Genomic DNA, 15,191 nt, shown 5'->3' on the forward strand with positions numbered 1-15,191 from the left:
TGCCGGCCCGGCAAACGCCGCATGGCCCCTCCGGGGGTCCGCACGGGCCCGTAACGCCGAAGGGCGGCCACCCCTTTCGGGATGACCGCCCTGTCAGGCGTTTCGCCTACTGGTTGTACGGACCGTAGTCGTAGTCCTCCAGCGGGACGGCCTGGCCGGAGCCGGTACCGAACGGCGAGTAGTCGATGTCGTCGTAGCCGACGGCCGAGTACATCGCGGCCTTGGCTTCCTCGGTCGGCTCGACCCGGATGTTGCGGTAGCGGGCGAGGCCCGTACCGGCCGGGATGAGCTTACCGATGATGACGTTCTCCTTGAGGCCGATCAGGGAGTCGGACTTGGCGTTGATCGCCGCGTCCGTCAGAACCCTGGTCGTCTCCTGGAAGGACGCCGCCGACAGCCACGACTCGGTCGCCAGCGAGGCCTTGGTGATACCCATCAGCTGCGGACGGCCGGAGGCCGGGTGGCCGCCTTCCGTGACCACACGACGGTTCTCGCCCTCGAAGCGGCCGCGCTCGACGAGCTCGCCCGGAAGCAGCTCGGCGTCGCCCGACTCGATGATCGTCACGCGGCGGAGCATCTGCCGGATGATGATCTCGATGTGCTTGTCGTGGATCGACACGCCCTGGCTGTTGTAGACCTTCTGGACTTCGCCGACCAGGTGGACCTGGACCGCGCGCTGACCAAGGATTCGCAGCACGTCGTGCGGGTTGGTTGCACCCACGGTGAGCTTCTGGCCCACCTCGACGTGGTCGCCCTCGCCCACCAGCAGACGGGCACGCTTCGAGATCGGGAACGCCGTCTCGTCGCTGCCGTCGTCGGGGGTGACGACGAGCTTCTTGGTCTTCTCGGTCTCCTCGATACGGATGCGGCCTGCCGCCTCCGAGATCGGGGCGACGCCCTTGGGCGTACGAGCCTCGAAGAGCTCGACGACACGGGGCAGACCCTGGGTGATGTCGTCACCGGCCACACCACCGGTGTGGAAGGTACGCATCGTCAGCTGGGTACCGGGCTCACCGATGGACTGGGCGGCGATGATGCCGACCGCCTCACCGATGTCGACCAGCTTGCCGGTGGCGAGCGAGCGTCCGTAGCAGAAGGCACAGGTGCCGACCGCGGACTCACAGGTCAGGACCGAGCGGGTCTTGACCTCCTCGACACCGTGCATGACCAGCTGGTCGATGAGCACGTCACCGAGGTCGACATTGGCCGGCGCGATGACCTTGCCGTCGATGACGACGTCCTCGGCGAGCATGCGTGCGTACACGCTGGTCTCGACATCGTCCGTCTTGCGGAGGATGCCGTCGGCGCCCTTCTCCGCGATCTTCAGCTTGAGGCCGCGGTCGGTGCCACAGTCCTCCTCGCGGATGATCACGTCCTGCGAGACGTCCACCAGACGACGGGTCAGGTAACCCGAGTCGGCGGTACGCAGGGCGGTGTCGGCCAGACCCTTACGGGCACCGTGGGTGGAGATGAAGTACTCCAGCACGGACAGACCCTCACGGAACGACGCCTTAATCGGGCGAGGAATCGTCTCGTTCTTGGCGTTCGACACCAGACCACGCATACCGGCGATCTGACGCATCTGCATCATGTTTCCTCGGGCACCCGAGTCAACCATCATGAAGATGGGGTTCGTCTTGGGGAAGTTCGCGTTCATCGCCTCGGCAACCTCATTGGTCGCCTTGGTCCAGATCGCGATGAGCTCCTGAGTGCGCTCTTCCTTGGTGATGAGACCGCGCTCGTACTGCTTCTGGACCTTCTCGTCCTGCGCCTCGTAGCCCTTGACGATGGCCTTCTTGGCCTCGGGCACGACGACGTCGGAGATGGCCACGGTGACGCCCGAACGGGTCGCCCAGTGGAAGCCGGCCGCCTTCAGGTTGTCGAGCGTCGCCGCCACGATGACCTTGGGGTAGCGCTCCGCCAGGTCGTTGACGATCTCGGAGAGCTGCTTCTTGCCCACCGAGTAGTCGACGAACGGGTAGTCCTCGGGCAGCAGCTCGTTGAAGAGCGCGCGGCCCAGGGTCGTACGCAGACGGAAGCTGTCGCCCTGCTGGAACTCCTGCTCACCCTCCTCAGCAACCGGCGGCACCCAGCCACGCGGCGGGATGGTGCCCACCGGGAAGCGGATGTCGACCTTCGCCTGGAGCGAGAGCTCACGGTTGTCGAACGCCATGGTCGCCTCGGCGGTCGAGCCGAAGCTACGGCCCTCACCGATGACCTTGCGCTCTTCCTCGTCGGTCGTGAGGAAGAACAGGCCCAGCACCATGTCCTGGGTCGGCATGGTGACGGGACGACCGTCTGCCGGCTTCAGGATGTTGTTCGAGGACAGCATCAGGATGCGGGCCTCGGCCTGCGCCTCCGCGGAGAGCGGCAGGTGCACGGCCATCTGGTCACCGTCGAAGTCCGCGTTGAACGCGGTACAGACGAGCGGGTGGATCTGGATGGCCTTGCCCTCGACCAGCTGCGGCTCGAAGGCCTGGATGCCGAGGCGGTGCAGCGTCGGCGCACGGTTCAGCAGAACCGGGTGCTCGGCGATGACCTCTTCCAGGACGTCGTACACGACCGTGCGGCCGCGCTCGACCATGCGCTTCGCCGACTTGATGTTCTGCGCGTGGTTCAGATCCACCAGGCGCTTCATCACGAACGGCTTGAAGAGCTCCAGCGCCATGGCCTTGGGCAGACCGCACTGGTGCAGCTTCAGCTGCGGGCCGACGACGATCACGGAACGTGCGGAGTAGTCCACACGCTTACCGAGAAGGTTCTGACGGAAGCGGCCCTGCTTGCCCTTGAGCATGTCGCTCAGGGACTTCAGCGGGCGGTTACCGGGACCGGTGACCGGGCGACCGCGGCGGCCGTTGTCGAACAGCGCGTCGACGGCCTCCTGCAGCATCCGCTTCTCGTTGTTCACGATGATCTCGGGGGCACCGAGGTCAAGGAGACGCTTGAGGCGGTTGTTGCGGTTGATCACGCGGCGGTACAGGTCGTTCAGGTCGGAGGTCGCGAAGCGGCCACCGTCCAGCTGCACCATCGGACGCAGGTCCGGCGGGATGACCGGCACGCAGTCGAGCACCATGCCCTTGGGGCTGTTGCTGGTCTGCAGGAACGCGGAGACGACCTTGAGGCGCTTGAGCGCACGGGTCTTCTTCTGGCCCTTGCCGGTACGGATGATCTCGCGAAGCTTCTCGGCCTCTTCGTTGAGATCGAAGGACTCCAGGCGCTTCTGCAACGCAGCAGCACCCATCGAGCCGTCGAAGTACGTACCGAAGCGGTCGCGCAGCTCGCGGTAGAGCAGCTCGTCGCCCTCGAGGTCCTGGACCTTGAGGTTCTTGAAGCGGTTCCACACCTCGTCGAGACGGTCGATCTCGCGCTGCGCACGGTCGCGCAGCTGCTTCATCTCACGCTCGGCGCCTTCGCGCACCTTGCGGCGTACGTCGGCCTTGGCGCCCTCGGCCTCGAGCTCGGCCAGGTCGGTCTCGAGCTTCTTGGCGCGGGCTTCGAGGTCGGAGTCGCGACGGTTCTCGACCTGCTGACGCTCGACGGAGACGTGCGCCTCCAGCGAGGGCAGGTCGCGCGTCCGGCGCTCCTCGTCCACGAAGGTGATCATGTACGCGGCGAAGTAGATGACCTTTTCGAGGTCCTTCGGCGCGAGGTCAAGCAGGTATCCAAGGCGCGAGGGGACGCCCTTGAAGTACCAGATGTGAGTGACGGGCGCGGCCAGCTCAATGTGGCCCATCCGCTCACGACGCACCTTGGCGCGAGTGACCTCGACGCCGCAGCGCTCGCAGATGATGCCCTTGAAGCGGACACGCTTGTACTTGCCGCAGTAGCACTCCCAGTCCCTGGTCGGACCGAAGATCTTCTCGCAGAAGAGTCCGTCCTTTTCGGGCTTGAGCGTGCGGTAGTTGATGGTCTCCGGCTTCTTCACTTCGCCGTGCGACCAGGTCCGGATGTCGTCCGCGGTGGCGAGGCCGATCCGCAGCTCGTCGAAGAAGTTGACGTCGAGCACTTGTCGTCAATCCCTCTTTCGGGGTCGAGTCTCAATCAATGGTCTGAACGGGTCCGGGGAGGGCCGGGAGTCCGGTGAAGGACTCCCGGCCTGCCCGTCAGACCTCTTCGACGCTGCTCGGCTCGCGCCGGGACAGGTCGATACCGAGCTCCTCCGCTGCGCGGAAGACGTCCTCGTCCGTGTCGCGCATTTCGATGGACATACCGTCCGAGGACAGCACCTCCACGTTGAGGCAGAGCGACTGCATTTCCTTGATGAGCACCTTGAAGGACTCAGGAATGCCGGGCTCAGGGATGTTCTCGCCCTTGACGATGGCCTCGTAGACCTTCACGCGGCCGGTCACGTCGTCGGACTTGATGGTCAGCAGCTCCTGGAGGGCGTAAGCGGCGCCATAAGCCTCGAGCGCCCACACCTCCATTTCACCGAATCGCTGGCCACCGAACTGAGCCTTACCACCCAGCGGCTGCTGAGTGATCATGGAGTACGGGCCGGTCGAACGAGCGTGGAGCTTGTCGTCGACCAGGTGGTGGAGCTTGAGGATGTACATGTACCCGACCGAGATCGGGTCCGGGAACGGCTCACCCGAGCGCCCGTCGAACAGGTTGGCCTTGCCGGAAGGCTGGACCATCCGGTTGCCGTCGCGGTTCGGGATCGTGGACTCGAAGAGACCGGAGATCTCGTCCTCGCGCGCACCGTCGAAGACCGGCGTGGCGACGTTCGTGCCGGCGGCGACCTCGTCGGCGCCGATGACCTTGAGCCGCTCCATCCACTCCTCGCTGCCCTCGACCTTCCAGCCCTGACTGGCGAGCCAGCCCAGGTGGATTTCGAGGACCTGTCCCGGGTTCATTCGGGACGGGACACCCAGCGGGTTGAGGATGATGTCGACCGGGGTGCCGTCCTCCATGAACGGCATGTCCTCGATCGGCAGGATCTTCGAGATGACGCCCTTGTTGCCGTGACGGCCGGCGAGCTTGTCACCATCGGTGATCTTGCGCTTCTGCGCGACGTACACGCGAACCAGCTGGTTCACGCCCGGCGGCAGCTCGTCGCCCTCTTCGCGGTCGAAGACGCGGACGCCGATGATCTTGCCGACCTCGCCGTGCGGCACCTTCAGCGAAGTGTCACGGACCTCGCGCGCCTTCTCACCGAAGATCGCGCGCAGCAGACGCTCTTCCGGCGTCAGCTCGGTCTCACCCTTGGGCGTGACCTTGCCGACGAGGATGTCACCGGCGACGACCTCGGCACCGATACGGATGATGCCGCGCTCATCGAGGTCCGCGAGGACCTCTTCGGAGACGTTCGGGATGTCCCGGGTGATCTCCTCCGGGCCGAGCTTGGTGTCACGGGCGTCGACCTCGTGCTCCTCGATGTGGATCGAGGAGAGGACGTCGTCCTGCACCAGACGCTGGCTGAGGATGATCGCGTCTTCGTAGTTGTGACCCTCCCACGGCATGAACGCCACGAGCAGGTTCTTGCCGAGCGCCATCTCACCCTGCTGGGTGGCGGGCCCGTCGGCGAGGACCTGGCCCTCGACGACCCGGGCGCCCTCGTCCACGACAACCTTCTGGTTGACCGAGGTGCCCTGGTTGGAGCGGGAGAACTTGGCGATGCGGTACGTGGTGTACGTACCGTCGTCGTTGGCAACGGTGACGTAGTCCGCGGAAACCTCCTGGACCACGCCCTCCTTCTCCGCCTTGATGACGTCACCGGCGTCGACCGCACAGCGGTATTCCATGCCGGTGCCGACGAGCGGCGCCTCGGACGTGATCAGCGGCACGGCCTGACGCATCATGTTCGCGCCCATGAGCGCGCGGTTTGCGTCGTCGTGCTCGAGGAACGGGATCATCGCGGTCGCGACCGACACCATCTGGCGCGGCGAAACGTCCATGTAGTCGACGTCGTCGCCCGGGATGTAGTCGATCTCGCCGCCACGACGGCGGACCAGGACGCGGGACTCCTCGAAGCGCATGTCCTCGGAGAGCGTCGCGTTGGCCTGCGCGATGACGAAGCGGTCCTCTTCGTCGGCCGTCAGGTAGTCGACGTCGTCGGTGACGACACCGTCGACGACCTTGCGGTACGGCGTCTCGACGAAGCCGAACGCGTTGACGCGGCCGTACGAGGCGAGCGAACCGATCAGACCGATGTTCGGGCCTTCAGGGGTCTCAATCGGGCACATGCGGCCGTAGTGAGACGGGTGCACGTCACGGACCTCGAAGCCGGCCCGCTCACGGGAGAGACCACCCGGGCCAAGAGCCGACAGGCGGCGCTTGTGGGTGAGACCCGACAGCGGGTTGTTCTGGTCCATGAACTGCGACAGCTGGCTGGTGCCGAAGAACTCCTTGATGGAGGCGACGACCGGCCGGATGTTGATCAGCGTCTGGGGCGTGATCGCCTCGACGTCCTGAGTCGTCATGCGCTCACGCACGACGCGCTCCATACGAGCCAGACCCGTACGGACCTGGTTCTGGATGAGCTCGCCGACGTTACGCAGACGACGGTTGCCGAAGTGGTCGATGTCGTCGGTCTCGACGACGATGTTCCGGCCCGACTCGCCGACCGTCTCGACCTCGCCGGCGTGCAGCCGGACCAGGTACTTGATGGTGGCGATGATGTCCTTGCTGGTGAGGACACCCGCGTTCAGCGGCTCGTCCGCGCCGAGCTTCTTGTTCACCTTGTAGCGGCCGACCTTCGCGAGGTCGTAGCGCTTCGGGTTGAAGTAGAGGTTCTCGAGCAGCGTCTGAGCAGCCTCGCGCGTGGGCGGCTCGCCCGGGCGCAGCTTGCGGTAGATGTCGAGCAGCGCGTCGTCCTGGCCCTGGGTGTGGTCCTTCTCCAGGGTGGCGCGCATCGATTCGTACTCGCCGAACTCCTCGAGGATCTGCTCGGTGGTCCAACCGAGAGCCTTGAGCAGGACGGTGACGGACTGCTTGCGCTTGCGGTCGATGCGGACACCGACCATGTCGCGCTTGTCGATCTCCATCTCCAGCCAGGCACCCCGGGAAGGGATGATCTTGGCGGAGAAGATGTCCTTGTCGGACGTCTTGTCGATGGAGGAGTCGAAGTAGACACCCGGCGAGCGGACCAGCTGCGACACAACGACACGCTCGGTGCCGTTGATGACGAAGGTGCCCTTGTTGGTCATGAGCGGGAAATCGCCCATGAAGACCGTCTGGGACTTGATCTCGCCGGTCTCGTTGTTCGTGAATTCTGCGGTGACGAAGAGCGGGGCAGCGAACGTGAAGTCGCGCTCCTTGCACTCGTCGATCGAGTTCTTCGGGGGCTCGAAACGGTGGTCGCGGAACGTCAGCGACATCGACCCTGAGAAGTCCTCGATCGGCGAGATCTCCTCGAAGATCTCTTCCAGACCGGACTTGGTGGGGACGTCCTGTCCACTCTCGAGAGCAGCCTCGACGCGACCCTTCCACGCGGCATTACCGAGCAGCCAGTCAAAGCTCTCGGTCTGCAGCGCGAGGAGGTTCGGAACCTCGAGGGGCTCCTTGATCTTTGCAAAGGAGATGCGCAGCGGGGCGGTGCTGGCGCCGTTGTTCGTATTGGAGGTCGAGGCGTTGCGCGAGGCGGCCAAGAGGGGGTCCTTCCGAGGGCTCGGACTCACTACGCGCGTACCGGTCCCAAGCTGGTCACAGAGACAGAAATCCCAAGGTCATGGAAGTTCTCTCATCGATGCTCAAGCGTGGGCATGCCCCTGGTGACGGGCAGGAGGCAGCTAACAGGCAGCGCAAAGGGTCAGTGTAGCCACTTGGCCCACTGATGTCCAGAGCGGGATTTTTGAGACCCTCGCTGTACTCAACTCCTGCGGCAAGCCACGCGCTGTATGCGCATATCAGTACTGCCCTCTACGTCGCCGATCCATGCCTCGGATCCGGATCGGTATGACGACGCGTCCTGAGAATTGCGCGCCTCGTGCGGTTCGTCAAGGCCCCCTCGCCCTCCGCCGAGATCGTCACTGGCCACGGCGCCGCAGAGGCACCTGGACACCCCGGGGCGTACGGCGAAGATCACGATACTCGTCAGGGCGCCAAGAGCAAGGCAGGCGTCCCGGGAACGCCTGAAGGCGACCACCCGGATGGGTGATCGCCTTCAGAACGAGAACAGCTGAGTCAGAGACTCAACGGAGTCACTTGACCTCGACGCCCGCGCCGGCGGCCTTGAGGGACTCGGCAGCCTTCTCGGCGGCCTCCTTGGTGACCTTCTCGAGGACCGGCTTCGGAGTGCCGTCGACGAGGTCCTTGGCCTCCTTCAGACCCAGCGAGGTCAGCTCACGCACGACCTTGATGACCTGGATCTTCTTCTCGCCGGCACCCGTGAGGATGACGTCGAACTCGTCCTGCTCCTCGACGGCCTCGGCGGCGGCAGCAGCGCCACCGGCGGCGGCAACGGCGACCGGGGCGGCAGCCTTGACGTCGAACTTCTCCTCGAAGGCCTTGACGAACTCGGAGAGCTCGATGAGGGTCAGGGTCTCGAACTGCTCGAGCAGCTCGTCCTGGGACAGCTTCGCCATGATGGCGTCCTTCCACTAATTCGGCAGGTGCCGGGTGTACATGAAGGCGGGCGTACGCGCCCGCTGCGACCAGGGGCGGAGAGTTACTCCGCCACCTCGGCCTCGGCGGGAGCCGGCGTACCGGCACCGCCCTGCTCGACCTTGGCGCGAAGCGCGTCCGCAGTGCGGGCGAACTCCGTCAGCGGAGCCTGGAAAGTCGCCGCGGCCTTGGCCATCGACGCCTTGATTCCACCGGCCACCTTGGCGAGCAGAACCTCGCGGGACTCGAGGTCCGCAAGCTTCTTGATCTCATCGGCGGACAGCGCCTTACCGTCAAGGACACCGCCCTTGATGATGAGGTTGGGGTTTTCCTTGGCGAAGTCACGAAGACCCTTCGCCGACTCCACCGGGTCACCGGTGATGAAGGCAACCGCCGTCGGCCCTGCGAACAGGTCGTCCAGCGTGTTGATCCCGGCCTCGTTGGCCGCGATCTTGGTCAGCGTGTTCTTCACCACGGCGTACTGGGCGTTCTCACCGAGCGAACGACGCAGCGTCTTGAGCTGCGTCACGGTGAGACCCCGGTACTCGGTCAGCACGGCGGCGTTCGAGCTACGGAACTGGTCCGCAAGCTCGGCTACCGCGGCAGCCTTGTCGGGCCTTGCCATAGAGCGTCGGCCTCCTTCCGGGTGATGAGGACCGCTCAGAAGGGGCTGGGCAAAACGAAACGCCCCGGCGCAGGCGCACGGGGCGTAGCTCGACCGGAACGAGTCCGGGAGCTTTCCACGGTCACCTGCGCAGGTCGTCCGCACCTAGCGGATCCTTCGGCCACCGAACCTTCTTGCGAAGGCCCAGCAACGACCAGCGGTCTTTGGCTTCTGGGAGAGACTACGTGAACCTGCACGGTTTAAGCAAATCGGGCCCTGCGCCTCCAAAAGGAAGGCACAGAGCCCGATTCAGTCACTCAGTCTGAGCCGTCAGGCTCGACCCGGTCAGACAGCTGCCGGGTCCTCCTCGACGAGGAGGTTACGGGTGCGGTTGGCGTCCAGCGGGATGCCGGGGCCCATCGTCGTGGCCAGGGAGGCCTTCTTGATGTAGCGGCCCTTCGCCGCGGACGGCTTGAGGCGGAGGATCTCCTCCAGCGCCGCGGCGTAGTTCTCGACCAGCTTCGTCTCGTCGAAGGAGACCTTGCCGATGATGAAGTGCAGGTTCGAGTGCTTGTCGACGCGGAACTCGATCTTGCCGCCCTTGATGTCCGTGACAGCCTTCGCCACGTCCGGGGTGACCGTTCCGGTCTTCGGGTTCGGCATCAGACCACGCGGACCGAGCACGCGGCCGAGGCGGCCGACCTTGCCCATGAGGTCCGGGGTGGCGACGACGGCGTCGAAGTCCAGACGGCCCTTCGCAACCTCGTCGATGAGCTCGTCGGAGCCGACAATGTCGGCGCCGGCGGCCTCCGCGGCCGCAGCACGGTCACCGGTCGCGAAGACCAGGACCCGGGCGGTCTTGCCGGTGCCGTGCGGCAGGTTCACGGTGCCGCGGACCATCTGGTCGGCCTTGCGCGGGTCGACACCCAGACGCATGGCGACCTCGACGGTGCCGTCGAACTTCGTGGAAGAGGTGTCCTTGGCGATACGGACGGCCTCGAGCGGGGCGTACAGGCGCTCCCGGTCGATCTTGGCATCCGCGCTGCGGAAGTTCTTGCTGCGCTTCACTACTGCTCCTGATGTGTGGAGATGGAGTCGTGGTGCGGACCAGCGCTTGGCCCTACCACTGAGGTGCTACGGGGACTGTCAGCCCTCGACCGTGATGCCCATGGAACGGGCGGTGCCGGCGATGATCTTGTCCGCGGCGTCCAGGTCGTTGGCGTTCAGGTCGGGCAGCTTGACCGTCGAGATCTCGCGCACCTGAGCGGCGGTGAGCTTCGCGACCTTGGTCTTGTGCGGCTCGCCCGAGCCCTTGTCCACACCAGCGGCCTTGAGGATCAGCTTGGCGGCCGGCGGAGTCTTGGTGATGAAGGTGAAGGAACGGTCTTCGTAGACCGTGATCTCCACCGGCACGACCATGCCACGCTGCGACTCGGTCGCGGCGTTGTAGGCCTTGCAGAACTCCATGATGTTGACGCCGTGCTGACCCAGTGCGGGGCCGACCGGCGGAGCCGGGTTGGCCGCGCCGGCCTGGATCTGGAGCTTGATAAGCCCCGTGACCTTCTTCTTCTTGGGAGGCATTGCTCTCTCCGGGTCCTAGTGAGAGTTTTCAGCCATCCGTCCGTTGATCCGGACGGAGGCATACCGCACAACGATAACGGGTATCACCGTGCAGCTAAAAACCGAGCAGGTCAGACCGGCTGCGAGAGCCGGTCTGACCTGTTCGGAAGCGGGTGTTCCAGAGAGGGTCAGTTCTTCTGGATCTGGTCGAAGCTGAGCTCGACCGGGGTCTCGCGGCCGAAGATCTCGACGAGGCCCTTGACCTTCTTGGAGTCGGCGTTGATCTCGTTGATCGTCGCCTGGAGGGTCGCGAAGGGGCCGTCGGTGACGGTGACCGAGTCGCCCACCTCGAAGTCCAGCACCTGGACCTCGACCTTGCGGGACGGAGCCGGCTTGCCCTCGGCCTCTGCGGCCTCGCGTGCGGCCTTCTCCTCGGCCTCCGGGGCGAGCATCTTGACGATCTCGTCCAGGGTCAGCGGGTACGGGTCGTACGCGTTGCCGACGAAGCCGGTGACGCCGGGGGTGTTGCGGACAACGCCCCAGGACTCGTTGGTGAGGTCCATGCGGACCAGGACGTAACCGGGAAGCTTGTTCTGGCGGACGTTCTTGCGCTCGCCGTTCTTGATCTGGACGATCTCTTCCTCGGGCACTTCGGCCTGGTAGATGAACTCCTCGACGTTCAGCGAAACGGCGCGCTGCTCCAGGTTCGCCTTCACGCGCTTCTCGTACCCGGCGTACGTGTGGATGACGTACCACTCGCCGGGCAGGGTGCGGAGCTCCTCGCGGAGGGCGGCGACCGGGTCGACCGGCTCGGCGGGGGCCTCTTCGGCCTCTTCCTCGGCGGCCTCGGCTTCAGCGGCGGCGGCTTCCTCGTCGGAGGCCTCACCCTCTGCTTCGGCGCCCACTGCTTCGGCGGCGTCGTCCTCGGTGGCGGTCGCGTCGACCGTCTCGTCCTCGACGTGCATGGCGGCCTCTTCGGCTGCCTCGCCCGCAGCGGCGTCAGCAGCTTCCGCCTGGTCCTCGTCGGCCGCCTCGACGATGTCGAGCTGGTCCTCAGCGGACTCCAGGCTTTCGCTCGGCTCGACGGCGTCGTTCAGGTTCGGGTCAGACACGGTGGCTGCTTCTTCCTGGATACATATGGGTGGAACGGCGAAAGGGGCGCCGGGAGAGACGCCCTACGCGGGATCAGCCGAAGACATACTTGACGGCTCGGGCGAAGCCCGTGTCGATCACGGTCACAATGCCGATCATGACGACGACGAAGACAATCACCACAGTGGTGTACGTCGTCAGCTGGCTGCGCGTGGGCCAGACGACCTTGCGCAGCTCTGCGACGATCTGGCGGTAGAAGAGCGCGAGACGGCCCAGGGGGCCCTTCTTGCCGCGCTTGCCGCCTTTACGAGACTTCTTCTTGGACTCCGGCGTCTCGTCCTGGGCATCAGGCATGTCGATGGAGCCCACGGCGTCCGTCACGCTTCTCACCTGATTCCGGGTCGTGGCCGTGCCGCGCCCGGTCGAGCCGCACGGCAGTGCATAGAAGTACGTACATGCGCACACATCCTGGCGAAGGTGTGTGTAGCAGGGCCGGAGGGACTTGAACCCCCAACCGCTGGTTTTGGAGACCAGTGCTCTACCAATTGAGCTACGACCCTTTGTGGTTCCCCCAACCTACCGCATACGACCGAGTGCACGGAGTACGCACGGTGAAGCCGCTGTTGAGGGCCAACGACGAGTGAGTGTACGTGGTCACAGGCCCGGCGTCGAACAGATAGCTCCTGACCACTCCCTGTGCGCGTCCTGTCCGCTCCTCGACATCTGTGTGCTGTGCGCGTTTTCGGTCTGGGACGATGGGCCGCATGAGCGCTGCAACTCCTCCGACCGAGCGCCGGGTTTCTGCCCGAATCGGCGCTATCTCCGAGTCCGCAACCCTTGCCGTGGATGCCAAGGCCAAGGCCCTCAAGGCCGCAGGCCGTCCGGTCATCGGCTTCGGTGCGGGTGAGCCCGACTTCCCTACACCCGGCTACATCGTCGAGGCCGCGATCGAGGCCTGCTCCAACCCGAAGTACCACCGCTACACACCGGCCGGCGGGCTCCCCGAGCTCAAGGCCGCGATCGCCGCGAAGACGCTGCGTGACTCGGGTTACGAGGTGGACGCCTCGCAGATCCTGGTCACCAACGGCGGCAAGCAGGCCATCTACGAAGCCTTCGCCGCGATCCTGGATCCGGGCGACGAGGTCATCGTGCCGGCGCCGTACTGGACGACGTACCCCGAGTCGATCCGTCTCGCGGGCGGCGTGCCGGTCGAGGTCGTCGCCGACGAGACCACCGGTTACCGGGTCTCCGTCGAGCAGCTGGAGGCGGCCCGTACGGAGAAGACCAAGGTCGTCCTCTTCGTTTCGCCGTCCAACCCGACGGGCGCCGTCTACAGCGAGGCCGACGCCGAGGCGATCGGCCGCTGGGCCGTCGAGCACGGCCTGTGGGTGCTGACCGACGAGATCTACGAGCACCTGGTCTATGGCGACGCGAAGTTCACCTCGCTGCCGACGCTCGTGCCCGAGATGCGCGACAAGTGCATCGTCGTCAACGGCGTCGCCAAGACGTACGCGATGACCGGCTGGCGGGTCGGGTGGATCATCGGCCCGAAGGACGTCGTAAAGGCCGCGACCAACCTCCAGTCGCACGCCACGTCCAACGTGTCGAACGTGGCGCAGATCGCCGCGCTGGCCGCCGTGTCCGGGAACCTGGACGCCGTCGCCGAGATGCGTACCGCCTTCGACCGGCGCCGCCAGACCATCGTGCGGATGCTGAGCGAGATCGACGGCGTGGTCTGCCCGACGCCGGAGGGCGCGTTCTACGCGTACCCGTCGGTGAAGGGGCTCCTCGGCAAGGAGATCCGCGGCAAGCGCCCGGCCACCTCCGTCGAGCTGGCCGCGCTGATCCTGGACGAGGTCGAGGTGGCGGTCGTGCCGGGCGAGGCCTTCGGTACGCCTGGCTACCTGCGGCTTTCGTACGCGCTCGGCGACGAGGACCTGGTCGAGGGTGTCTCGCGGATTCAGAAGCTGCTGGCGGAGGCCCGCGACTGAGTCGGCTGTGCGTTGACGGGCCCCCGGCTGCTGCCGGGGGCCCGTTTCTGCGTTCGGCCAGCTACTCGTTCGAGCAAACACGCTTCCGGGCGGGCCGTGCGTACGGCAGGATCTTGGGATGTTGAGTGTTCGCGATGTCCGACTGCTTCCGAAGGCCCATCTGCACCTGCATTTCACCGGGTCGATGCGGCACACGACCCTGCTTGAGCTGGCCGACAAGTACGGCGTGCACCTGCCCGAGGCGCTGAGCAGCGGGGAGCCGCCGAAGCTGCGGGCGACCGACGAGCGCGGCTGGTTCCGCTTTCAGCGGCTGTACGACGCCGCGCGATCGTGTCTGCGGGAGCCGGAGGACATCCGGCGGCTGGTGCGCGAGGCGGCCGAGGAGGACGTACGGGACGGGTCCGGATGGCTGGAGATCCAGGTCGATCCGACGTCGTACGCCCCGATGCTGGGCGGGCTGATTCCAGCCCTGGAGATCATCCTGGACGCCGTGGACAGTGCGTCGCGGGAGACCGGGCTCGGGATGCGGGTGCTGGTCGCGGCGAACAGGATGAAGCACCCTCTGGACGCGCGGACGCTGGCGCGGCTTGCGGTGCGTTACGCGGACCGGGGCATCGTCGGCTTCGGGCTGTCCAATGACGAGCGCAGGGGCATGGCCAGGGATTTCGACCGGGCCTTCGCGATCGCCCGGGAGGGCGGGCTGCTTGCCGCGCCGCACGGCGGGGAGCTGACCGGCCCCTCGTCCGTACGGGACTGCCTGGACGATCTGCATGCGACGCGGATCGGGCACGGCGTACGGGCTGCCGAGGACCCGCGGCTGCTGCGGAAGCTGGCCGAAAAGGGTGTGACGTGCGAGGTGTGTCCGGCCTCGAATGTGGCACTGGGTGTGTACGAGAAGCCCGAGGACGTGCCGCTGCGGAAGCTGTACGACGCCGGGGTGCCGATGGCGCTGGGCGCGGACGACCCGCTGCTCTTCGGGTCGCGGCTGGCGGCGCAGTACGAGCTGGCGCGGCGGCATCACGCGTTCACGGACGCCGAGCTGGCGGAGCTGGCGCGGCAGTCGGTGCGGGGGTCGGCCGCGCCCGGCGACGTACAGGCAAAGATGCTCGCCGGCATCGACAACTGGCTGGCCGCCTAGCTGATTCCGGCCAGTGCGGGCGAGAGCCGCGGCGAACTCGTCGACGGACTGCGGCGGCTTCTTGCCCACCACGGCGTCGTAGGCGAAGGCGCGCTGTGCGCAGGCGCCGAGGAGCAGTGACGCGGCCGCGAAGGGGCGGCCCCGGGGTTGATGCGCCCGGCTTCGCGCTGGGTACGGAGGTACGCGTCGAGGCCCTCGCTGGGCATGTGGGGCCTGTCCCCTTTTCCCGCATCGAGTCGTCGTGGCGGCGCTTGAGCCGGGTCTC

General features: G+C 66.1%; 10 protein-coding genes and 1 tRNA gene. 2 read left to right on the forward strand and 9 right to left on the reverse strand.

The window, feature by feature from the left end; genetic code table 11:
• Nucleotides 1-106: 106 nt before the first annotated feature.
• From J7I98_RS10800 to J7I98_RS10840, 9 genes are all read right to left on the reverse strand, one after another.
• Entirely contained in the window at nucleotides 107-4,006 is a 3,900-nt protein-coding gene (locus J7I98_RS10800; protein WP_214920416.1) for a DNA-directed RNA polymerase subunit beta', read from the reverse strand.
• Between the two features lie 97 nt (nucleotides 4,007-4,103).
• Nucleotides 4,104-7,586 carry a DNA-directed RNA polymerase subunit beta gene (gene rpoB / locus J7I98_RS10805; protein WP_214920417.1) on the reverse strand — a complete coding sequence of 1,161 codons (3,483 nt, stop codon included), beginning with the start codon at nucleotides 7,584-7,586 and terminating at the stop codon, nucleotides 4,104-4,106.
• Between the two features lie 552 nt (nucleotides 7,587-8,138).
• Nucleotides 8,139-8,522, reverse strand: a complete 384-nt coding sequence (gene rplL / locus J7I98_RS10810) for a 50S ribosomal protein L7/L12 (protein ID WP_214920418.1) — start codon at nucleotides 8,520-8,522, stop codon at nucleotides 8,139-8,141.
• A gap of 83 nt (nucleotides 8,523-8,605) precedes the next feature.
• Entirely contained in the window at nucleotides 8,606-9,166 is a 561-nt protein-coding gene (gene rplJ, locus J7I98_RS10815) for a 50S ribosomal protein L10 (RefSeq protein WP_214920419.1), read from the reverse strand.
• Nucleotides 9,167-9,490: 324 nt separating this feature from the next.
• Nucleotides 9,491-10,213 carry a 50S ribosomal protein L1 gene (gene rplA / locus J7I98_RS10820; protein WP_214920420.1) on the reverse strand — a complete coding sequence of 241 codons (723 nt, stop codon included), beginning with the start codon at nucleotides 10,211-10,213 and terminating at the stop codon, nucleotides 9,491-9,493.
• Nucleotides 10,214-10,291: 78 nt separating this feature from the next.
• Nucleotides 10,292-10,726, reverse strand: a complete 435-nt coding sequence (rplK, locus tag J7I98_RS10825; protein WP_214920421.1) for a 50S ribosomal protein L11 — start codon at nucleotides 10,724-10,726, stop codon at nucleotides 10,292-10,294.
• Nucleotides 10,727-10,893: 167 nt separating this feature from the next.
• Complete coding sequence (nusG, locus tag J7I98_RS10830) at nucleotides 10,894-11,817, reverse strand: transcription termination/antitermination protein NusG (protein ID WP_214920422.1); 924 nt, start codon at nucleotides 11,815-11,817, stop codon at nucleotides 10,894-10,896.
• A 73-nt stretch (nucleotides 11,818-11,890) separates the two neighbouring features.
• Nucleotides 11,891-12,178 carry a preprotein translocase subunit SecE gene (gene secE, locus J7I98_RS10835; protein WP_214920423.1) on the reverse strand — a complete coding sequence of 96 codons (288 nt, stop codon included), beginning with the start codon at nucleotides 12,176-12,178 and terminating at the stop codon, nucleotides 11,891-11,893.
• Nucleotides 12,179-12,284: 106 nt separating this feature from the next.
• Nucleotides 12,285-12,357: transfer RNA gene (locus J7I98_RS10840), tRNA-Trp, on the reverse strand.
• 204 nt (nucleotides 12,358-12,561) lie between these two features.
• Here J7I98_RS10840 and J7I98_RS10845 point away from each other — a divergent pair.
• Together J7I98_RS10845 and J7I98_RS10850 are read left to right on the forward strand one after the other, a co-directional pair.
• Nucleotides 12,562-13,788, forward strand: coding sequence for a pyridoxal phosphate-dependent aminotransferase (locus J7I98_RS10845; RefSeq protein WP_214920424.1), 1,227 nt, complete (start codon nucleotides 12,562-12,564; stop codon nucleotides 13,786-13,788).
• A 118-nt stretch (nucleotides 13,789-13,906) separates the two neighbouring features.
• Nucleotides 13,907-14,926: an adenosine deaminase gene (locus J7I98_RS10850; protein ID WP_214920425.1), complete on the forward strand. Its 1,020-nt coding sequence runs from the start codon at nucleotides 13,907-13,909 to the stop codon at nucleotides 14,924-14,926.
• Nucleotides 14,927-15,191 lie beyond the last annotated feature (265 nt).

The sequence above is a fragment of the Streptomyces sp. ISL-98 genome (assembly GCF_018614055.1).
Taxonomy (GTDB): Bacteria; Actinomycetota; Actinomycetes; order Streptomycetales; family Streptomycetaceae; genus Streptomyces; species Streptomyces spiramyceticus.